We start from the raw sequence: 20361 nt of genomic DNA on the forward strand, positions 1-20361 counted from the left end.
GAGATGAGCATTGATCGCGAGCCCGTTGTCGCGGGACAGTTTTACGCCGGACGCCACGACCAGTGGCTGGCCTCGGTCAGGTCCTGCATGCGCGGGGAAACGGAGCGCGAGGCGGTGACCAGACTGGCCATGGTGCCCCACGCCGGGCACGTGTTTTCCGGCGGCGTGGCGGGACAGACCCTGGCCCGGGCCCGGCTGACGGACACCGTGCTGCTGCTGGGCCCAAACCACACCGGCATGGGCGCGCCCCTGGCCGTGTGGCCCGACGGGACATGGCATCTGCCCGGGGCCGGCCTTGCGGTCGACGCCGAGCTGGCCGCGGCCATCCTGGCGGCGGAGCCGGCCCTGACGGCCGACCGCGCCGCCCACATGCAGGAGCATTCCCTGGAGGTGGTCCTGCCCTTCCTGTGGGCCAAGAACCCCGACATGCGCATCGTGCCCATCGCCGTAGGCGACCCGCGTCCCCACAAGCTCGCCGGGGCGGCCGCCAAGATCGCCGAAGTGCTGAACGCCTTGGGCCGGGACGTCTCCGTGGTTGTCAGCTCGGACATGAACCACTTCGCCTCGGACGCCGTGACCCGCATCGTGGACCAGAAGGCCCTGGACCGCATCCTGGCCCTGGATCCCATGGGCTTCTACGGCACGGTGCGCGAGGACAACATCTCCATGTGCGGCGTGCTGCCCATGACCATGGGCATGCACCTGGCCAACATCCTTGGCGCCAAGAAGGCCGAGCTCGTGGCCTACGCCACGTCGGGCGACGTCAACGGGGACATGTCGAGGGTGGTGGGCTACGCCGGGGTCATCATCGAATAGGTGCCGCGCCGAAAGCGGTCATGAAGAGGGGGCCAAAGCCCCCTTTTTTGTTGCCGTCAGCCCACGTGTTCGACGTAGGCTTCGAGGGTGTTGACCAAGAGCTGGGCGATGGTCATGGGGCCGACGCCGCCCGGCACCGGGGTCATGGCCGAGGCAGTGTCCTGCAGGCCCGAAAAGTCGCAGTCGCCGACCAGGCCGAGCTCCGTGCGGTTGATGCCCACGTCGATGACCACGGCTCCCGGCTTGACCATGTCCGCGGTCACGAACTTGGGGATGCCCACGGCGGCCAGCACGATGTCGGCGGTGCGGACCTCCTCGGCGATGTCCCTGGTCCGGGAATGGCAGACCGTGACCGTGGCGTTCTTCTGCAGGAGCATGAGCGCCAGGGGCTTGCCGACGATGTTGCTGCGGCCGATGACCACGGCCTTCTTGCCGGCCACGTCGATGCCGTGGCGGTCAAGCAGGGTCATGATGCCGGCCGGGGTGCAGGAGCGCAGGCACGGCAGCCCAAGGGCCAGGCGGCCCATGTTCACCGGGTGGAAGCCGTCCACGTCCTTGGACGGGTCGATGAGGTCCAGGCAGCGCTGGCTGTCCAGCCCCTTGGGCAGCGGCAGCTGCAGCAGGATGCCGTCGATGGCCGGGTCGGAGTTCAGGAAGGTGATGGTGTCTTCGAGCTGCTCCTGGGGGATGTCCGCCGGCAGGCGGAAGCCCTTGGAGACGATGCCGACGTCGGCGCAGGCGCGCTCCTTGTTGCGGACATAGACCTGCGAGGCCGGATTGTCGCCCACCAGGATCACGGCCAGCCCAGGGGCCCTGCCGTGCCGAGCGGCCAGGACCGCGACCTGGTCTTTCAGTTCCTGACGGATGATGGCGGCCGTCTTTTTTCCGTCGATGATGCGCATGGTGTCCTCTGCTGATGAAAAAAGGCGCACCGAGGTGCGCCCTTTCGGTTACTCTTCCTCGTCGAACCAGTTGGCGGCCATGGCCGGTCCGAAGTACACGCCCTGGGAGTCGAGGTCCTCCTCGATGCGCAGGAGCTGGTTGTACTTGGCCATGCGGTCCGAGCGGCACAGGGAGCCGGTCTTGATCTGCCCGGCGTTCACGGCCACGGCCAGGTCGGCAATGAAGCTGTCCTCGGTCTCGCCGGAGCGGTGGGAAATGACCGTGGCGTAGGAGGCCTCCTTGGCCATCTCGATGCAGTCCATGGTCTCGGTCAGGGTGCCGATCTGGTTCAGCTTGATGAGGATGGAGTTGCCCACGCCGCGCATGATGCCGTCGGCCAGAAGCGCGGGGTTGGTGACGAAGATGTCGTCGCCGACCAGCTGCAGCCGGTCGCCCAGCACGTCGGACAGCACTTCCCAGCCGTCCCAGTCGGCCTCGGCCAGGCCGTCCTCGATGGACACGATGGGGAACTTGCCGGCCAGGTCGGCGTAGTAGTCGGTCAGTTCGCGCGCGGTCAGGATTTTGTTCTCACCGACGAAGTGGTACTTGCCGTCCTTGTAGAACTCCGAAGCCGCTGCGTCGATGGCCAGGGCGATCTGGCTGCCGGGCTCATAGCCGGTCTCCTCGATGGCCTTCATGATGTACTTGAAGGCCTGCTCGTGGCTGGCGAAGTTGGGAGCGAAACCGCCCTCGTCGCCCACGGAGGTGGCCAGGCCGTCCTTGTGCAGGATCTTCTTCAGGGAGTGGAAGGTCTCGGCGCCCATGCGCAGGGCCTCGCGGAAGCTGGCCGCGCCCAGGGGCATGATCATGAACTCCTGGATGTCCAGGTTGTTGGCCGCGTGCGCCCCGCCGTTGATGATGTTCATCATGGGTGCGGGCAGGACCTTGGCGTTGATGCCGCCGATGTACTTGTAGAGCGGCAGGCCCAGGAACTCGGCCGCGGCCTTGGCCGTGGCCATGGACACGCCGAGCATGGCGTTGGCGCCCAGGCGGGACTTGTTCTCGGTGCCGTCGAGGTCGATGAGGGCCTGGTCCACCTCCACCTGGCGGATGGCTTCGAGCCCCACGACCTCGGAGGCGATCTCCTCCATGACGTTGCGCACGGCCTGCTCCACGCCCTTGCCGAGGTAGCGGTCGGCGTCGCCGTCGCGCAGTTCGAGGGCCTCGCGGGTGCCGGTGGACGCGCCCGAAGGCACGGCGGCGCGGCCCGTGGCGCCGGACTCGAGGGTGACCTCGACCTCGACGGTGGGGTTGCCTCTGGAGTCGAGAATTTCCCTGGCCCAAATGCCTGTGATGGTGCTCATGATTGCTCCCTGGATGTATCCGGTGAATGTTTCTGGAAATATGCGGCCGCCAGTCCCTGCATGAGCAGGTCCGGGGCCAGGTCGTCGATGCAGTCGGTGATGGCGGCCAGCTGGCGGGCGAAGCCCCCCGTGGCCACGACGCGGGCGTGCGGGTCGTTCAGGCGCTTCTTGAGCCGCGCGGTCAGCCCCTCCAGCATGGAGGCGAACCCGAAAAGCACGCCGTGGTTGAGGCTTTGGCGCGTGCTGGTGCCGATGTCCAGTTCGTCCGAGTCCAGCTCCAGGCTGATCTGCGGCAGCTTGGCGGTCTGGGTGCCCAGGGCCGTGACAGAGCTGAGCACGCCGGGGCAGATGAGGCCGCCCAGATAGGCGTTGCCCTGCACGCAGTCGAAGGTGGTGGCCGTGCCGAAATCCACGACAATGAGGGTCGGGTCGTCGAAGCGCTGCCGCGCCGCGAAGCCGCCGAGCAGCCGGTCGGCGCCCACCTCCTGCGGCCGGGCGTAGCGGTTTTCCAGGGGCAGGACGATATCGCCAGGCACGAACAGGGCCGGACAGGAAAAGTAGCTGCCGCAGGCCGCCTTGAGCAGGCTGTTCAGAGGCGGCACCACCGAGGACAGCACCCAGGCCCGCACCGCGCCCTCGGCCACGCCCTCGCGGGCGCAGATGCCCGCGATGGTCAGCCCCAGCGAATCCGCGGTCTCGCGGTTGGTGGAGGGCAGGGAGTAGGTCCGGCCGAGGCCGTTTTCGTCGGCCAGGCAGAGCTTCACGTTGGTGTTGCCCACGTCGAAGAGCAGGACAGGTCCCGCGGATGGATTCTTTGCGCCGTGCATCATGGGTGCGTTTGTACCCCATTGGTTCGAAAACTCAAGAACCGGGTGGCGTTTGCGCGCTTGTAACGCGGTATCGATCGGGGTAAGGCCGTGTCCATCATCACACCATGCACACCGGAGGAAACATGGCTCTGAACAAGGAACTGCTGCAGATCCTGGCCTGCCCCAAATGCAAGGGCGGTCTGGAACTTCTGGACCGCGAGGAAGGCCTCAAATGCGCCGCCTGCGGCCTCGTCTACCCCGTGCGCGAGGAGATCCCGGTCATGCTCGTCGATGAAGCCGTGCCCGTGGCCAAATGGGAACAGGGCGTGCGCGAGAACAAGGCGTGAGCAAAAAGCGGGAACGCGAGCTCCCCGAGACCCTGAACCTTCCGCCCGTGGGCGCGGATAGCCACACCCACCTCGACGGCCGGGACTACGACGTGGACGAAGTCCTGGCCCGAGCCCTGGCCTGCGGGGTGCGCACCGTGGGCAACGTCTTCCTGGGCCCCGCGGCCTACCGTGAAGGACGCGGCCTCTTCGAGGGCCATCCAGACGTCTTTTTCCTGCTCGGCGTGCATCCCCACGACGCGGCCAAGATGACGGAGGACGACCTGGCCGGGATGCGCGAAGCCTTCACGGCCGACACCAGGCTGCGCGCCGTGGGGGAGATCGGCCTGGACTACTATTACGACTTCTCGCCGCGCGAGGACCAGCAGCGCTGGTTCCGCCGGCAGCTGTCCCTGGCCAGAGAACTGGACCAGCGCGTGGTCATCCACTGCCGCGACGCCGAGGACGACTGCCTGGCCACCCTCGACTCCATGGGCTTCGGCGGACGCCCGCTGCTGTGGCACTGCTTCGGCCTCGGGCCCGACTGGGCCAGACTCATCGTCGAACGGGGCTGGCACGTCTCCGTGCCCGGCACCGTGACCTACGCCAGAGCCCAGGAGCTGCGCGAGGCCGTGAAAATCATCCCCCCCGACCGGCTGCTCCTGGAGACCGACTGCCCCTACCTCTCCCCCGAACCCTGGCGCGGCAAACGCAACGAACCCGCCCTGCTCGGCTTCACGGCCCGGGAGATCGCCCTCCTGCGCGGCGAGGACGTGCGGGAATTGTGGCAACGCTGCGGGGACAACGCGCGGGAATTTTTCGGCCTAATCTGAAAGAATCGGCGGTTCGACGAGCTTCGCGCCCTGGGCCAGGAGCATCCCGCGCAGGGTATGCTCCGCGTCGGGCGTGAAGCGCAGCTTGATGACCGCGCGGTAGCGGTCCACCACGCTCATGACGGCCAGGTTGTCGTAGCCTTCGAGCAGGAAGCGGTAGAGGGCGATCTGGCGGCGCGGGATCTCGGCGTACAGCACCCGGCTCTGCGTGCAGGGGGGAAGAAGGCCGCGGTCGCGCGGCTTTCGCCTGCGCCCGCCCCTCGTGTCAGAGCACCTCATGGCCGTCCTCGGTCACGACCACCATGTGCTCCCAGCGCACGCCGCCCCAGGACGGGTAGTAGAGCCCGGGCTCGACGGTGATGACCATGCCGGGCCGCAGGATCGTCGGCCGGACGGGACCGACGCCGGGGGCCTCGTGGGTTTCCAGGCCGATGCCGTGGCCCAGGGAGTGGGTGAAACGGTCCGCCACGCCGTGGCGCGCGAAATGTTCCCTGGCCGTGGCGTGCAGCTCGTCCGTAGACACGCCGGGCGCAACCCTGGCGATGGCCAGACCCTGGGCCTCGCGGACCAGGTCCAGGGTGCGCCGGAACTCGTCCGAGGGTCGCTCGCCGACCCACCAAGTGCGGGTCTGGTCCGAGCAGTAACCGCCGAGGCGCCCGCCCATGTCGATGAGCACCGGCGTCTCGGGCTGCAAACGGGCCTCGCCCGGCGTGGCGTGGGGCAGGGCCCCGTTGGGGCCGAAACCGACGATGGGCGCGAAGCTCAGGGCCTCGGCCCCGCCATCCCGGAAAAGCCGCTCCAGCATCCAGGCCACGTCGCGCTCGGTCATGCCGGGCGCCAAAGCCGATTCAAGCGCTTCGTAGACACGGTGGTTCAGGGCGCAGGACGCCCGCAGCGCAGCCAGCTCCCCTTCGTCCTTGACCGTGCGCAGCTCCTCGACCAGGCGCGGCGCGGTGCGCAACTCCAGGGATTTCCCCAGCTCCAGATACGTCTCGGCGCACATGGCGTGGGTCTCGACCCAAAGCTCGCGCAGTCCGAGGCTCTTCACGAACTCCGCGATCTTCTCCACCCGCGGCGAGCCGTAGACGTGCACGTGCTCCTCGGGCCAGTGCCTCCAGGCCTCAACCGTGAAACGGGCGTCGGTCAGCAGCCAGTCCGGACCTTCCGTGCGCAGCAGCAGGCAGCCCGAACTCTCGTTGCACTGCCCGTCATGCAGCTCGAAGCCGGACAGGTAGAAGCGGTTGGCCGGGTGGATGACGAGCAGGGCGCCGACGCCCTGCCGCCGCATGAGCTCCTTGAGCGCGTCGATGCGTTGCGGCATGTCCTCTCCTTTGGAAAAATCCGAAATACCCGTCACGGCCTGTCCGCCGTCGGCGCGCCCGGACAGCAGGGACCGGGCGGGGTGTAGACCTCCACGGGCTTGAACAGGCGCCTGAAGAAAAACTCGTCCCCCAGCCGGTTCACCACGCGCACGAGCAGGGCCACGACGACCAGCGTGAAGGCCACACGGCCCGCCAGCAGGCCCGACGAGTGCCCGCCGAGAACGGCCATGAGGAAGGTGTCCTCGAAGACCGAGTGCGACAGGCTCATGAGGCTCAAGGAGGAAAAGATGTCCTTGGGCGGGACCTTGCCCGAGTGGGCCTCGTGCATGATCATGCCCCCGCCGTAGGACAGGCCCATGACCATGCCGACGATGGTCAGGGTCCCGGCCTCGGGCCCGATGCCCAGCAGCCGCAGCACCGGGGAAAGCAGCCGCACGCACAGGGCCGTCAGGCCCACGGCCGTCAGCACCCGCATGAAGGCGTTGAGGGCCGTGATGATGACGAAGACCATGGCCAGGTTGCGGACCTGTTCCACGGACCAGGCCACGAGGCTTGCGCTCTCGGGCTCGGGCCGCCACATGAGCACGTTCGGCTCCTGCAGCCATCCGCCCCACGCATAGACGCGGGCCAGGAGAAAACCGAGGACCAGGGCCCCGCCGATGCGCAGCAGCGCCTGGAAGCCGATCCTGGGGCCCGATTTGCGCACGATCTGCAGTTCCACGGGCATGGAGTGGGCCACCAGTATCATGGTGCACAGCACCGTGACTTGGGCCACGCTCAGCTCGTGCTGTCCGGCCAGGGACACGAAGACGATCATGCCGCTGTAGATGTTGTTGATCATGGCCGTGGCCCAGACCAGACCCATCTCGCCGGGCAGGCCGACCAGATGCATGACGGGCGCCAGCGGCAGCGCCAGCCAGGCGATGAGGCCCAGTTCCTGCAGAATTTTGACCGCGATCACGATGGGGATCATGATCTTGTAGAGTTCGAGGCTGATGCTGACCGAACGCCGCAGCACGGCCTTGGCTTCTTCGAGGAGGTGCATGCTCTTCCCGTCTGAATGGAGATTGCGGTTGCGGCCCCGGTCCCGAGCGGACCAAAGCAGCAGCCGTCTAGAATATCTGCTTGAGCAGGCTTTCCCCGCCGGCGTTGGAGGAGCCAGGCGCCGCGTCGAGTTCATCCGGCATGGCGGTCATGGTCGGCTCCGTGCCGTTGACGAAGGGCAGCATGTACGCTTCGGCCGCGTCCGGCCCGGCCAGCCGTCCGGTGCGCGCGTCCACACGGGCCATGACGATGCCCGGCGGCACCGTGAAGTTCTCCACGGGATATCCCGGCTCGACCTTGGCGCGGTAATCGATCCAGATGGGCAGTGCGGCCCGGGCCCCGGTCTCGAACTTGCCCATGGGCCTGACCTGGTCGTAGCCGACCCAGACGCCGGTCAGCAGGTATGGGGAGAAGCCCATGAACCAGGCGTCCTGTTCATCGTTGGTGGTGCCGGTCTTGCCGGCCACGGGCCGACCCAGGGACTTGGCCCGGGCGCCGGTGCCCTCCTGGACGACCTGCTGCAGCAGGTTGGTCACGACGTAGGCGGTTTCCGGCGACATGGCCTCCCTCGTCTCCGGCGTCGAGGAGTAGAGCTGCTCGCCCCAGGGCGAGACCACGTTCTCGATGAAACGGGGCTTGATGGACGTGCCGCCCCTGGCGAAGGCCGAGTAGGCCTCACACATGTTGAGGGGAGAGAACTGCCCGGAACCCAGGGCCAGGGACAGATTGGGCTCCATGATGCCCGTCAGGCCCATGGCCTTGCCGCGCTCGATGATCTTGCCGATGCCGATGTCCTGGGCCACGCGGATGGTCACCAGGTTGCGGGACTTGACCAGTGCCGTGCGCAGCAGCGTGGGACCGTAGAAGATGCCCTCGAAATTCTCGGGCTTCCACGTCTCGCCGCTGCCGTCCTCGAAGACGATGGGGGCGTCGAGGACGATGCTGGCCGCGGTGTAGCCGTTGTCCAGGGCCGCCGAGTAGACGATGGGTTTGAAAGCCGAGCCGGGCTGGCGCAGGGCCTGGGTGGCGCGGTTGAACTGGCTGCGGAAGAAATCGTAGCCGCCGCACAGGGCCAGGACCTCTCCCGAACGCGGGTCCATGGACACCAGGGCGCCCTCGACCTTGGGCTCCTGGTCCAGGGAAAGCTGCCAGGGCTTATCCTTGCCCGTCGCGTCCACGACGGCCCAGACCACGTCGCCGGGCCTGACCACCTTGCCCGCATCGCCCACCTTGCCCGCCTCCTCGGGGGCGAGTTTGGGGTTGGGGCGCCTGGCCCAGGACATGGTGGACACGGGCAGCACGCCGGCATGACCGCCGAAGCGCACCTTGGCACCGACCTTTTCCACGCCGGTCACCAGGACCTGAGTCCGGTCCCCGACCTTGAGGTCGCCGATGTTCTGGCCGCGCAGAAATTCCTCGTAACCGCCCGGCTCGATGGTCGTGACGGGCCCCTGCCAGCCGTGGCGTTTGGAGGTTTCGCGCAGGCCCTCGCGCAGGACCTGGTCGGCGACGACCTGATGGTCCATGTCCATGGCCGTTCGGACCTGCAAGCCTCCGGCGTAGACCTTGTCCTCGCCGTACATCTCGACGAGCTGGCGGCGGACTTCCTCCAGGTAGTACGGTCCGACCTTCCAGGACGGGTCCTCCTGGGCGCCGTAGACCAGCGGCTCGTTGACGGCGGCCTCGTACGCGGCCTGATCGACCCAGCCCAGCTCCCGCAGACGAGAGAGGACATAGAGCTGCCGCTCCCTGGCCCGTTCGGGGTTGCCATAGGGCGAGTAGCGCGACGGGGCCTTGGGCAGGCCGGCCAGCAGGGCCGCCTGGGCCAGGGTCAGCTGGGAGGCGTTCACGCCGAAGTACTCCCTGGCAGCAGCCTCCACGCCGTAGGCCTTGGCCCCGAGGTAGATCTGGTTGAGGTAGATGGTCAGGATCTCGTCCTTGCTCAGGTATTTCTCCAGGCGGTAGGCCAGGATGATCTCCTTGATCTTGCGCTCGTAGCTGCGTTCCGGCGTGAGCAGCATGGACTTGATGACCTGCTGGGTGATGGTGCTGCCGCCCTGGACGATGCCCCCGGCCACGAGATTCTTGACCGCGGCCCTGAAAATGCCCGGCAGATCCACGCCCTCGTGCTGGTAGAATCCCGAGTCCTCGGCGGCCAGGAAGGCCTTGACCGTGATGGGGCTCATCATGGACAGCGGGATGAGAAAACGCTTCTCGCGATAGAAATAGCCCAGAATCCGCCCGTCCCTGGCCCTGACCGTGGTGGCCAGCGCCGGGGAATAGTCGCTCAGCTTCGTGAACCCGGGCAGATCCTCCTGGGCCCAGTAGTACAGGCCCACCCCAGCTCCGCCCGCCAGCAAGGCGCCCAGGACTGCCAGAACCAGAAATATCTTCAGAATTTTCATGATTTCACCTTTGAACTGCATTCAAGCCCCAGCTTCGCGCACATCTCGCGGTGCAGGGCCCTGGCTTCGGCGCTGTCGGTGCCCATGGCGCCGAGCATCGAAGAGAGAGAGGAACATTCCCTGTTGGCCAGGCACTCTTCGGCCGTGAACCAGGTCAGCCGGCCCTCGAAATGCCACAGGGGAAAAAGACGGCAATAGAAGGGCCGCACGCTGCGCTCCAACCGGCAACCGTTCTCGCCCAGAAAGACGCATCGGCCCTCGGCGGTGGTGGCCAGCCTCCAGTGGGAGCCCTGGAGCGGGAAGGCCTTCCCGATGTCGCAATCCGGCAGGAGCACGGCCAGCTGCTCCACGAAGCCGGGCGTGTTGGCGGCGAGCACAAAGCATTCCGCGCCTTCGCCAGCGCCTCTGATGGCGGTCATCTCGGCCGTGGAGACGGGGAAGCAGTATTCCTCGTCCCCGCTGGAAACGGCGCAGCAGGTGCGCCCCACTGCCGCGCAACGGCGGCAGATATCCGGGTGTATGGTTGGCGTATCGTTCATGATTCTCGGGAAAAAATGTGATGCGGCCCGGTACGGTCAGGACCGGGAGAACTTGACCCGGCCCTTGCCGAGGACATCGTGCATGTGCACCATGCCGGCCAGGGTCCGGTCCGCGCCGACCACGGGCAGAACCGTGATGGCGCGGGATTCCATGATGTCGAGGACCTCGGCGGCCTTCTGCCCGGGGGTGGCGTGCAGGGGACCGGCGGTCATGACCGAGTCCACGGCGACGTCCAGATCCAGACGGCCGGCGCAGACCAGGCGGCGCACGTCGCCGTCGGTCAAGAGCCCCAGGAGGCGCCCCTCGCGGTCCAGCACGCAGACGCAGCCGAGCTTGCCGGCGTTGAGGACCTCCAGGGCCTGGCCCAGGGAAGCCCCGCTCGGCGTGACCGGCAGCTGCGAGGAACGCATGAGTTCCTCCACGCGCTGGGTCAGACGCTGGCCCAAGGCCCCGCCGGGGTGGAAGCGCCGAAAATCGTCCAGGGCGAAGGATTTCCACTCGATGAGGCAGACGGCCAGGGCGTCGCCGACGGCCAAGGTGGCCGTGGTGCTGGCCGTTGGGGCCACGCCCAGGGGACAGGCCTCGCAGGGCACCGACGTGTCGATGACCACGTCGGACAGGCCGGCCATGGTCGAGTTCACGCCCCCGGTCAGGGAAATGACGGCGCCCGCCAGGGACTTGAGGCTCGGCAGGATGTTGTTCAGTTCGTCCGTCTCGCCGGAGTTGGAGATGGCCACGATGACGTCCTCGCGACGGATCATGCCCAGGTCGCCGTGGGCGCCCTCCACCGGGTGCAGGAAAAAGGACGGGGTGCCCGTGCTGCTCAGCGTCGCCGCGATCTTGCGGCCCACCAGGCCGGACTTGCCCAGGCCCGTGACCACGACGCGGCCGGTACAGCCGGCCATGAGCTCCAGGGCCCGGACAAAGGAACCGTCCAGCCTGTCGCGCACGGCGCGCAGGCCCCGGACCTCGATGTCCAGAACCTCGCGGGCCTTGTCCAGCCAGTTTCCGCCCATCCCTTCACCGGCCATCTAGCAGCACTCCAGGGACAGCTTGCCCATGCCCTCGTCGGGCAGCACGGGGTAGGCGCCGTTGAAGCAGGCCAGGCAGAAGTTTTCCGGGGCGCGCACAGCCTTCAGCAGGCCGCCGATGGTGATGTAGTGCAGGCTGTCCAGGCCCAGGTAGCGGCCGATGTCGGCCACGGAATGGTTGGCCGCGATGAGCTCGCCCTTGGAGGAGAAGTCGATGCCGTAATAGCAGGGGTAGCGGATGGGCGGACAGCTGACGCGCATGTGGATCTCCTTGGCCCCCAGCTCCCTGAGCTGCTTGACGCGGGTGCGGATGGTCGTGCCGCGCACGATGGAGTCCTCGACGATGACCACGCGCTTGCCCTTGATCATGGACTTGACGGGATTGAGCTTCACGCGAACCGAAAAGTCGCGCATGCCCTGGGTCGGCTGGATGAAGGTCCGCCCTACGTAGTGGTTGCGGATCATGCAGGCCTCGAAGGGCAGGCCCGACTGCTGGGCGTAGCCCACGGCCGCATACACCCCCGAGTCGGGGAACGGCATGACGAAATCGGCGTCGGCCGGACACTCCTGGGCCAGGATCTTGCCCATGCTCTTGCGCGCGTTGTAGACTTCCTGGTCGAAGACCAGGGAATCGGGCCGGGCGAAGTAGATGAGCTCGAAGATGCAGGAACTCTGCCTGTCGGCCGGCTCCATGAAACGGTGCGAGATCATGCGCCCGTCCTCGATGACGAGCATCTCGCCCGGATCGAGGCAGCGCAGGTACTCGGCCTCCAGCAGGTCGAAGGCGCAGGTTTCCGAGGCCAGCACGTAGGCGTCGCCGACCCGGCCCAACGACAGGGGCCTGAACCCCCACGGGTCGCGCACGGCGATGAGCTTCTGGTTGACCATGAAGAGCAGGCTGTAGGAGCCCTTGATGCGGCTGCAGGCCTTGGCGATGGCCTCCTCGGGGGTGCCGCCGTTCATGTACTTGGCCACGAGGTGCATGATGACCTCGCTGTCCATGGTGGTCTGAAAGATGGTGCCCTGGTTTTCCAGTTCCTCGCGCAGGGAGATGGTGTTGACCAGGTTGCCGTTGTGGGCCAGGGCCAGGTTCATGCCCTTGTAGGTGACCTTGAAGGGCTGGGCGTTGCGGATAAGCGAGGCGCCCGTGGTCGAGTAGCGGATGTGCCCCATGGCCACGCTGCCTTTGAGCTGGTGGCCCAGGTGGCGCTCCTGGAACACGTCCGCGACCAGGCCCATGCCGCGCTGCTCACGGATGGTCTGGCCGTCCCAGGTGATGATGCCGGCGCTTTCCTGACCGCGGTGCTGCAGGGCGTAGAGGCCGAAATACGTCATGCGCGCCGCTTCGGGATGACCGTAAATTCCAAATAATCCGCAAGCTTCCTTTTTCATATCGTTTTACGTTCCGTGTAGGTGTTCCTGAATGTGTAAAAGCCCAGGACCGCCGAAGGCCCTGAGCTTTGCACCAAAATCCGTGGTCCCGGGCACCCCGGGGCTAGTAGTCGCGACCGGGTTCCCGGTAGTATTCCTGCAGGCATTTCACGTCCAGACCCGAGGAGCTGCGTTCCTTGATGGCCATGGCCAGGGCCTTGGCCGCCGCCAGGTTGGTCGTGTAGGGCAGGCCGTACATGACCGTGGTCCGCCTGAGCTCGGAGGAGTCCTCCTTGGTGCGCTTGCCCGACGACGTGTTGATGACCAGCTGGATGTCCCCGTTCTTGATGTGGTCGATGACGTTTGGCCGCCCCTCGTAGACCTTGTTGACCACCTGGCACTCCACGCCGTGCCCGGCCAGGAAGGCGGCCGTGCCCCGCGTGGACATGATGGTGAAGCCGAGCTTCTGGAAGGTCTTGGCCGGGATGACGATGCCGTTCTTGTCGTGGTCGTTGACCGAGATGAACACGCACCCCGAGGCGGGCAGAAACTGCCCGGCCGCCAGCTGGGCCTTCATGAAGGCCAGGCCGAAGGACGGGTCCACGCCCATGACTTCGCCCGTGGAGCGCATCTCGGGCCCGAGCAGGGCGTCCACGCCGGGGAAGCGGTTGAAGGGCAGCACGGCCTCCTTGACGGCATAGTAACCGCCCTTGCGCATGTTCCAGGGCTTCAGGTCGCGGAGCTTCTCACCCATCATGACCCGCGTGGCCAGCTTGGCCAGGGGCACGCCAGTGGCCTTGGAGACGAAGGGCGAGGTGCGCGAGGCGCGGGGGTTCACTTCCAGGATGTAGATCTGCTCGTCCTTGAGGGCGAACTGAATGTTCATGAGGCCCACCACGCCCAGTTCCTTGGCCAGTGCCTTGGTCTGGCGCTCGATCTCCTGAATCCACATCTTGCCCACGGTGTGCGGGGGCAGCACGCAGGCCGAGTCGCCGGAGTGGATGCCGGCCTCCTCGATGTGTTCCATGATACCGGCCACATAGGTGTCCTCGCCGTCACTCAGGGCATCGACGTCGATCTCGATGGCGTTCTCCAGGAACTTGTCGATGAGGATGGGGTGTTCGGGAACCACGGTCACGTGCCTGTCGAAATACTCGCGCAGGGACTTGTCGTCATAGACGATGTCCATGGCCCGGCCGCCCAGGACGTAGGAGGGCCGCACCACCACGGGATAGCCGATGCGCACGGCCACGACCAGGGCCTCGTCCACGCTCATGGCCGTCCCGTTGTTGGGCTGCAGCAGGTCGAGCTTCTTCAGGAGGGCCTGGAAACGCTCGCGGTCTTCGGCGCGGTCGATGGAGTCGGGGGAGGTGCCCAGGATCGGCACGCCCTCGCGCAGAAGCGGCACGGCCAGGTTCAGCGGGGTCTGGCCGCCGAACTGGACGATGACGCCCTCGGGCTTCTCCTGCTCGATGATGGCCAGCACGTCCTCGCGGGTCAGGGGCTCGAAATAGAGGCGATCGGAGGTGTCGTAGTCCGTGGACACGGTTTCGGGGTTGGAGTTGACCATGATGGACTCGATGCCCATCTCCCGCAGGGCGTAGGAGGCGTGCACGCAGCAGTAGTCGAACTCGATGCCCTGGCCGATGCGGTTGGGTCCGCCGCCGAGGATGACGACCTTGCGCTTGTCCGAAACGCGGGCCTCGTTCTCGGTCTCGTAGGTGGAATAGTAGTATGGGGTGTAGGCCTCGAACTCAGCAGCGCAGGTGTCCACGAGCTTGTAGGTCGGCAGGATGCCGGCCTCCTTGCGCATGTTGCGGATGTCGATCTCGCCGCGCTTCCAGAGGGTGGCCAACTGCCGGTCCGAGAAACCCATGGCCTTGGCCTGGCGCAGGACGCTGACGAACTCGGGGTTGTCCACGGTCAGGTTGCCTTGCAGGCCGACGTTCTTGAGCACGGCCTCGAAGTCCACGATGTCCTTGAACTGGCGGATGAACCAGGGATCGATGGCCGAGGCCTCGAAGATGTCCTCCTCGGTCAGCCCGGCCAGCAGGGCCTGGCGAATCTGGAACAGGCGGCGCGAGTTGGGCTTGCGCAGCCCGGCCAGGATCTCCTCGGTGTCGGGGAGGCGGCCGTCGAAATTCTTGCCCAGGCCGGGGTAGCCGATCTCCAGGGACCGCAGCCCCTTCTGCAGGGCTTCCTTGAAGGTCCGGCCGATGGCCATGGTCTCGCCCACGCTCTTCATGGCCGTGGTCAGGTAGTCCTCGGCGCCGGGGAACTTCTCAAAGGTGAAACGCGGGATCTTGATGACCACGTAGTCGATGGTCGGCTCGAAGGCGGCGATGGTCTCGCGGGTGATGTCGTTCTGCAGCTCGTCCAGGGTGTAGCCGATGGCCAGCTTGGCCGCGATCTTGGCGATGGGGAAACCCGTGGCCTTGGAAGCCAGGGCCGAGGACCGCGACACGCGCGGGTTCATCTCGATGATCATCATCTCGCCGTTGGCCGGGTTGAGGGCGAACTGCACGTTGGAGCCGCCCGTCTCCACGCCGATCTCGCGCATGATGGCCAGGGAGGCGTCGCGCATCTTCTGGTACTCGTCGTCGGTCAGGGTCTGGGCCGGGGCCACGGTGACGGAGTCGCCGGTGTGCACGCCCATGGGGTCCAGATTCTCGATGGAGCAGATGATGACGCAGTTGTCCTTCTTGTCGCGCACGACTTCGAGCTCGTACTCCTTCCAGCCCAGAAGCGACTCCTCGAGCATGACCTCCGTGGTCAGACTGGCGGCCAAGCCCTGCTGGGCGATGCGCTCCAGGTCTTCCTTGTTGTAGGCCACGCCGCCGCCCGTGCCGCCCAGAGTGAAGGCGGGGCGCACGATGATGGGGAACTTGAGCTTCTCGCCCCACTCGCGCACGTCGTCCAGGGAGCGGGCGATGCCGCTTTTGGGCACCTTCAGGCCGATCTTCTCCATGGCCTTGCGGAAGAGCTGGCGGCTCTCGGCCTTCTTGATGGCCGGCAGGGACGCGCCGATGAGCTCCACGCCGTACTTCTCCAGGACCCCGTTCTCGGCCACGGCCACCGCCGTGTTCAGGCCGGTCTGGCCGCCAAGGGTCGGCAGGAGGGCGCAGGGACGCTCCTTTTCAATGATGCGGGCCACGGTCTCGGGCTCGATGGGTTCGATGTAGGTCCGGTCGGCCAGGTTCGGATCGGTCATGATCGTCGCCGGGTTGGAGTTGACCAGGATCACCTCGTATCCCTCTTCCTTGAGGGCCTTCAAGGCCTGGGTGCCGGAATAGTCGAACTCGCAGGCCTGTCCGATGACTATGGGGCCCGAGCCGATGAGCATTATCTTCTTGAGATCTGTTCTCTTGGGCATGGATGATGTGTGGGTGGGTTATATGTGAAGGAATCCCGTCACAAGCGCGGGCGGGGCTACCGCCGTCGTGCCCGCACCGATGAGGCCCCAGTACACTAAACACAGAGTTCGGGAAGGTCAAACACTGCGTTCTTGCAAAATCCTGCCCAACCCGCGCCGACGCCAGGACGCCGCGACGCAGGATTCTTCACTGTTCGGGCACGTTTGACAAAATCCAAAGCTGGGCGAATTTTTGTGACGATAATGTAATCCAGGCCATCTGATTACGTCATATTTTAATCATAATTCTTTTTCTTGACCAATCATCCGAATGATATTCATATCCGCCCGTCCATGGCATGCGCCACAGAAAGCCCGACCGGCTTTGGACACGCGTGCAAACCGGTTCTTTCCCAATAATGGCAATCTTCATTGACGAAGATCATTCAAAGAATTATATTCCCAAAAAGAGAGACAACCAACCATGTTAGACAGCACAGACATCCAGATCCTGAACATCCTTCAAGAAAACGGGAAGATCACCAACGCCGAGCTGGCCCGCCAGATCGGCATGGCGCCGTCGGGCGTTCTCGAACGCGTCAAGAAGCTGGAGCAGAAGGGCATCATCGCCGGCTACGAGGTCCGCCTGAACCCCAAGGCCCTGGGGATTTCCCTCTCGACCTTCATCCAGATCAAGACCTCCGACGCCGTGGGCAGTTCCGAGATAGGCCGCCAACTGGCCGGGATCGACGAGGTGCAGGAGGTGCACTGGACCGCGGGCGAGTACAACTATCTCGTCAAGGCGCGGGTCAGCAGCACCGAAACCCTGGCCCTGCTCATGAAGAAGTTTGGCGAGATCCCCGGGGTGCGCGACAGCCGCACCACGCTGGTCCTCGATACCCTGAAGGAAACGCAGGCCCTGTCGCTGCAGTTCATCGAGTGCAGGCAACCCAAGAAAACGACAAAATAACACCCAGTACAGGAGACGAGGAATGGACAGTTCAGCTTTGGACAAAAAGATCCGCGAGCGCGGCAGGGAGTTCTTCGCCAGCATTTCCGGCGAGGCGCCTTCCATCTTCAACAAGGGCTGGTGGACCGGCAAGGTCATGGACTGGTCCATGAAGAACGAAAACTTCAAGGTTCAGCTTTTCCGCTTCGTCGACGTCCTGCCCTATCTGAACACCTCCGACTCCTTGACTCGCCACATCGACGAGTACTTCGCCGGCGACGACCAGGACGTGCCCAAGGTCCTCAAATGGGGCGCGGGCGCCATGGGCTCGGGCCTGGGCGGAAAGCTGGCCGCCGGCCTCATGGCCAAGACCATCCGCTCCAACATCGAGGGCATGGCCAAGCAGTTCATCATCGGCGAGAACACCTCCGACGCCATGAAGAACCTGAAGAAAATCCGCAAGGACGGCTTCGCCTTCACCGTCGACATCCTGGGCGAGGCCACGGTCAGCGAGATCGAGTCCGAAGCCTACCTGAACGAATATCTGGAACTCCTGGCCGCCCTGAAGAAGGAACACTCCTCCTGGCCCGCTCTGGGCGTGGGCGAACTGGACTGGGGTCACGCCCCCAAGGTCAACATCTCGGTCAAGCCCACGGCCCTCTTCTCCCAGGCCTCGCCCAAGGATTTCGAAGGGTCCGTGCGCGGCATCCAGGAACGCCTGGCCGCCATCCTGCGCAAGGTGAAGGAGATGAACGGCTTCATGCGCATCGACATGGAGCAGTACAAGTTCAAGGACATCACCCTTGAGGTGTACCGCCGCCTGCGTTCGAGCGAGGAGTTCCGCGACTACCCACACCTGGGCATCGTCCTGCAGGCCTACCTCAAGGACACGGACCGCGACCTGGCCGACCTCCTGGCCTGGGCCAGGGCCCAGAAGCTCCCCATTTCCGTGCGCCTGGTCAAGGGCGCCTACTGGGACTACGAAACCGTCATCGCCAAGCAGAACGGCTGGGACATCCCGGTCTGGACCGTCAAGGCCGAGAGCGACGCGGCCTACGAGCGCCAGGCCAGGGTCATCCTGGAGAACCACGACATCTGCCACTTCGGCTGCGCCTCCCACAACATCCGCACCATCTCCGCGATCATGGAAACGGCCAGGGAACTGAACGTGCCCGAGGAGCGCTACGAATTCCAGGTGCTCTACGGCATGGCCGAACCCGTGCGCAAAGGCCTGCTGAACGTGGCCAAGCGCGTGCGCCTCTACGCCCCCTACGGCGACCTGCTGCCCGGCATGGCCTACCTGGTGCGCCGCCTGCTGGAGAACACGGCCAACGAGTCCTTCCTGCGCCAGTCCTTCGCCGAGGAGGCCGAGGTCGACCGCCTGCTGGAAAACCCGGTCCAGACAGCCGAACGCGAGAAGGCCTGCCGTACCCCCAAGGCCGAAGCAGAGGCCAAGGGCCTGCCCCGCTTCGAGAACGAGCCCTTCGCCGATTTCACCAGGGAGTCCGTGCGCAAGGCCTTCATCGACGCCGTGACCCAGGTCCGCTCACAGCTCGGCCGCGAGTACCCGCTGGTCATCGGCGGCAAGGAAGTGCGCACCGCCGACACCCTGCCCTCGGTCAACCCGGCCAATCCGAGCGAAGTCATCGGCACCATCTGCCAGGCGTCCACCAAGGAGATCGACCTGGCCATCGAGGCCGCCAAGAAGGCCGCCCCGGCCTGGAAGGCCCTGTCCCCCGAGGAGCGCGCAGGCTTCCTGCTCAAGGCCGCCGACGTCGCCCGCAAGGACATCTTCACCCTCTCGGCCTGGCAGACCCTCGAGGTCGGCAAGCAGTACGATCAGGCCCAGGCCGACGTGGCCGAGGCCATCGACTTCCTCGAATACTACGCCCGCGAAATGATCCGCCTCGGCAAACCCCAGCGCATGGGCCGCGCCCCGGGCGAGATGAGCCAGCTCATCTACCAGCCCAAAGGCATCGCGGCCGTCATCGCGCCCTGGAACTTCCCCCTGGCCATCAGCTGCGGCATGAGCGCGGCGGCCATCGTGACCGGCAACCCGGTGCTGTACAAGCCCGCCGGCCCGTCCTCGGTGGTCGGTTTCACGCTGTCCGAGATCTTCCGCAAGGCCGGCCTGCCCGACGGCGTGTTCAACTACGTGCCGGGCCGCGGCTCGGTCATGGGCGACTACCTCGTCGAGCACCCCGACATCTCCCTGATCGCCTTCACCGGCTCCATGGAGGTCGGGCACCGCATCATTAACAAGGCCTCGGTGGTCCACCCCGGCCAGAAGCAGATCAAGAAGGTCATCGCCGAACTGGGCGGCAAGAACGCCATCATCATCGACGACGACGCCGACCTGGACGAGGCCATCCGGGAAGTGCTCAACTCCGCCTTCGCCTTCCAGGGCCAGAAGTGCTCGGCCTGCTCGCGCGTCATCGTGGTCGAACCCATCTACGCCAAGTTCATCGAACGGCTGGTGGAGGGCGCCCGCTCCCTGGCCATCGGGCCCGCCGAGGACCCGACCTACTTCATGGGCCCGGTGGTCGACGACAAGGCTCAGGCCAACGTGCTCAAATACATCGAGATCGCCAAGAGCGAGGGCAAGCTCCTGGTTTCCAGCTCCGCGCCGTCGAACGGCTACTACGTGCCCCTGACCATCGTCGAGGGCATCACGCCCGAGCACCGCATCGCCCAGGAGGAGGTCTTCGGCCCGGTCCTCTCGATCATGAAGGCCAAGAACTTCGACCAGGCCCTCGAGTGGGCCAACTCCACCCGCTACTCCCTGACCGGCTCCGTCTTCTCGCGCAGCCCCAGGCATCTTGAGCGCGCCCGTGCCGAGTTCAACGTCGGCAACCTGTACCTGAACCGCGGCTCCACCGGCGCCCTGGTCGAACGCCACCCCTTCGGCGGCTTCAACATGTCCGGCATCGGCTCCAAGGCCGGCGGCCCCGACTACCTGCTGCAGTTCATGGACCCCCGCGTGGTCTGCGAAAACACCATGCGCCGCGGCTTCGCCCCCATCGAGGCCGACGACGACTGGATCATCTGACGCGCGTCATCACTTCGCATCGCGGCTTGCCGGACACCTGTCCGGCAAGCCTTTTTTTGTCCGCACGCTTCCCGCCAGAGGCCGCAACAAACTTTTGGTCCGAACAATCACCCATCACAGGGGATGCAAATCCGCGATCATCCGGATTGGGGTCTTGTCCTGCGGTTGTATTCGAACAAAATTTCGCATAATCTATTTTTTTCGAATATTCGCCAAAGCAGTTCCGTCCTGGGCGAGCACCTTTCTCTTTTTGGAAAGAAATTGATTT

16 protein-coding genes are annotated in these 20361 nt (G+C 65.6%); 5 read left to right on the forward strand and 11 right to left on the reverse strand.

Annotated features, from left to right (window positions below; all coding sequences use genetic code 11):
• The first annotated feature begins 3 nt into the window (after positions 1-3).
• Positions 4-816, forward strand: coding sequence for an AmmeMemoRadiSam system protein B (gene amrB / locus ACYQ3G_RS05210; RefSeq protein ID WP_459823183.1), 813 nt, complete (start codon positions 4-6; stop codon positions 814-816).
• Positions 817-872: 56 nt separating this feature from the next.
• On the opposite strand, the gene folD is transcribed toward amrB, so the two are convergent.
• Genes folD through ACYQ3G_RS05225 form a run of 3 tightly spaced genes read right to left on the reverse strand, consistent with a single transcriptional unit; the run spans position 873 to position 3892 of the window.
• Entirely contained in the window at positions 873-1718 is an 846-nt protein-coding gene (gene folD, locus ACYQ3G_RS05215) for a bifunctional methylenetetrahydrofolate dehydrogenase/methenyltetrahydrofolate cyclohydrolase FolD (RefSeq protein ID WP_459823186.1), read from the reverse strand.
• Positions 1719-1766: 48 nt separating this feature from the next.
• The gene (gene eno / locus ACYQ3G_RS05220) at positions 1767-3062 is read right to left on the reverse strand and encodes a phosphopyruvate hydratase (RefSeq protein WP_459823188.1); all 1296 of its coding nucleotides are present in this window, start codon (positions 3060-3062) and stop codon (positions 1767-1769) included.
• Positions 3059-3892: a type III pantothenate kinase gene (locus tag ACYQ3G_RS05225; RefSeq protein ID WP_459823190.1), complete on the reverse strand. Its 834-nt coding sequence runs from the start codon at positions 3890-3892 to the stop codon at positions 3059-3061. The genes eno and ACYQ3G_RS05225 overlap by 4 nt, the downstream gene beginning before the upstream one ends.
• 122 nt (positions 3893-4014) lie before the next feature.
• Here ACYQ3G_RS05225 and ACYQ3G_RS05230 point away from each other — a divergent pair, with 122 nt between their 5' ends.
• Positions 4015-4218 carry a Trm112 family protein gene (locus ACYQ3G_RS05230; protein WP_459823192.1) on the forward strand — a complete coding sequence of 68 codons (204 nt, stop codon included), beginning with the start codon at positions 4015-4017 and terminating at the stop codon, positions 4216-4218.
• Complete coding sequence (locus ACYQ3G_RS05235; RefSeq protein WP_459823194.1) at positions 4215-5030, forward strand: TatD family hydrolase; 816 nt, start codon at positions 4215-4217, stop codon at positions 5028-5030. Before ACYQ3G_RS05230 ends, ACYQ3G_RS05235 begins: the two co-directional genes overlap by 4 nt.
• Here the strand turns inward: ACYQ3G_RS05235 and ACYQ3G_RS05240 are convergent.
• From ACYQ3G_RS05240 to carB, 8 genes are all read right to left on the reverse strand, one after another.
• Positions 5022-5309 carry a DUF4911 domain-containing protein gene (locus ACYQ3G_RS05240; protein ID WP_459823197.1) on the reverse strand — a complete coding sequence of 96 codons (288 nt, stop codon included), beginning with the start codon at positions 5307-5309 and terminating at the stop codon, positions 5022-5024. The genes ACYQ3G_RS05235 and ACYQ3G_RS05240 overlap by 9 nt on opposite strands.
• Entirely contained in the window at positions 5296-6351 is a 1056-nt protein-coding gene (locus tag ACYQ3G_RS05245) for a M24 family metallopeptidase (protein ID WP_459823199.1), read from the reverse strand. The genes ACYQ3G_RS05240 and ACYQ3G_RS05245 overlap by 14 nt, the downstream gene beginning before the upstream one ends.
• Before the next feature lie 32 nt (positions 6352-6383).
• Positions 6384-7397 (reverse strand): nucleoside recognition domain-containing protein, encoded by a 1014-nt coding sequence (locus tag ACYQ3G_RS05250; protein WP_459823201.1) that lies wholly within the window; start codon positions 7395-7397, stop codon positions 6384-6386.
• 67 nt (positions 7398-7464) lie between these two features.
• Complete coding sequence (locus ACYQ3G_RS05255) at positions 7465-9801, reverse strand: penicillin-binding protein 1A (RefSeq protein ID WP_459823204.1); 2337 nt, start codon at positions 9799-9801, stop codon at positions 7465-7467.
• Positions 9798-10340, reverse strand: coding sequence for a YkgJ family cysteine cluster protein (locus tag ACYQ3G_RS05260; protein ID WP_459823206.1), 543 nt, complete (start codon positions 10338-10340; stop codon positions 9798-9800). Before ACYQ3G_RS05260 ends, ACYQ3G_RS05255 begins: the two co-directional genes overlap by 4 nt.
• Before the next feature lie 36 nt (positions 10341-10376).
• Positions 10377-11357, reverse strand: coding sequence for a KpsF/GutQ family sugar-phosphate isomerase (locus tag ACYQ3G_RS05265; protein WP_459823209.1), 981 nt, complete (start codon positions 11355-11357; stop codon positions 10377-10379).
• Between the two features lie 15 nt (positions 11358-11372).
• Complete coding sequence (gene purF, locus ACYQ3G_RS05270) at positions 11373-12764, reverse strand: amidophosphoribosyltransferase (RefSeq protein ID WP_459823212.1); 1392 nt, start codon at positions 12762-12764, stop codon at positions 11373-11375.
• A gap of 103 nt (positions 12765-12867) precedes the next feature.
• Positions 12868-16116: a carbamoyl-phosphate synthase large subunit gene (gene carB / locus ACYQ3G_RS05275; RefSeq protein WP_459823215.1), complete on the reverse strand. Its 3249-nt coding sequence runs from the start codon at positions 16114-16116 to the stop codon at positions 12868-12870.
• 463 nt (positions 16117-16579) lie between these two features.
• Here carB and ACYQ3G_RS05280 point away from each other — a divergent pair, with 463 nt between their 5' ends.
• Positions 16580-17065: an Lrp/AsnC family transcriptional regulator gene (locus ACYQ3G_RS05280; protein WP_028576424.1), complete on the forward strand. Its 486-nt coding sequence runs from the start codon at positions 16580-16582 to the stop codon at positions 17063-17065.
• Positions 17066-17087: 22 nt separating this feature from the next.
• Positions 17088-20093, forward strand: a complete 3006-nt coding sequence (pruA, locus tag ACYQ3G_RS05285; RefSeq protein WP_459823219.1) for an L-glutamate gamma-semialdehyde dehydrogenase — start codon at positions 17088-17090, stop codon at positions 20091-20093.
• The last annotated feature ends 268 nt before the right edge of the window (positions 20094-20361 follow it).

Source organism: Desulfomicrobium salsuginis, assembly GCF_054657795.1.

What these genes read in the sequence shown, in the direction of transcription:
- amrB (WP_459823183.1), top strand. Translation starts at nt 4, where the DNA reads ATGAGCATTGATCGCGAGCCCGTTGTCGCGGGACAGTTTTACGCCGGA.
- folD (WP_459823186.1), bottom strand. Translation starts at nt 1,718, where the DNA reads ATGCGCATCATCGACGGAAAAAAGACGGCCGCCATCATCCGTCAGGAA.
- eno (WP_459823188.1), bottom strand. Translation starts at nt 3,062, where the DNA reads ATGAGCACCATCACAGGCATTTGGGCCAGGGAAATTCTCGACTCCAGA.
- ACYQ3G_RS05225 (WP_459823190.1), bottom strand. Translation starts at nt 3,892, where the DNA reads ATGATGCACGGCGCAAAGAATCCATCCGCGGGACCTGTCCTGCTCTTC.
- ACYQ3G_RS05230 (WP_459823192.1), top strand. Translation starts at nt 4,015, where the DNA reads ATGGCTCTGAACAAGGAACTGCTGCAGATCCTGGCCTGCCCCAAATGC.
- ACYQ3G_RS05240 (WP_459823197.1), bottom strand. Translation starts at nt 5,309, where the DNA reads ATGAGGTGCTCTGACACGAGGGGCGGGCGCAGGCGAAAGCCGCGCGAC.
- ACYQ3G_RS05245 (WP_459823199.1), bottom strand. Translation starts at nt 6,351, where the DNA reads ATGCCGCAACGCATCGACGCGCTCAAGGAGCTCATGCGGCGGCAGGGC.
- ACYQ3G_RS05250 (WP_459823201.1), bottom strand. Translation starts at nt 7,397, where the DNA reads ATGCACCTCCTCGAAGAAGCCAAGGCCGTGCTGCGGCGTTCGGTCAGC.
- ACYQ3G_RS05255 (WP_459823204.1), bottom strand. Translation starts at nt 9,801, where the DNA reads ATGAAAATTCTGAAGATATTTCTGGTTCTGGCAGTCCTGGGCGCCTTG.
- ACYQ3G_RS05260 (WP_459823206.1), bottom strand. Translation starts at nt 10,340, where the DNA reads ATGAACGATACGCCAACCATACACCCGGATATCTGCCGCCGTTGCGCG.
- ACYQ3G_RS05265 (WP_459823209.1), bottom strand. Translation starts at nt 11,357, where the DNA reads ATGGGCGGAAACTGGCTGGACAAGGCCCGCGAGGTTCTGGACATCGAG.
- purF (WP_459823212.1), bottom strand. Translation starts at nt 12,764, where the DNA reads ATGAAAAAGGAAGCTTGCGGATTATTTGGAATTTACGGTCATCCCGAA.
- carB (WP_459823215.1), bottom strand. Translation starts at nt 16,116, where the DNA reads ATGCCCAAGAGAACAGATCTCAAGAAGATAATGCTCATCGGCTCGGGC.
- ACYQ3G_RS05280 (WP_028576424.1), top strand. Translation starts at nt 16,580, where the DNA reads ATGTTAGACAGCACAGACATCCAGATCCTGAACATCCTTCAAGAAAAC.
- pruA (WP_459823219.1), top strand. Translation starts at nt 17,088, where the DNA reads ATGGACAGTTCAGCTTTGGACAAAAAGATCCGCGAGCGCGGCAGGGAG.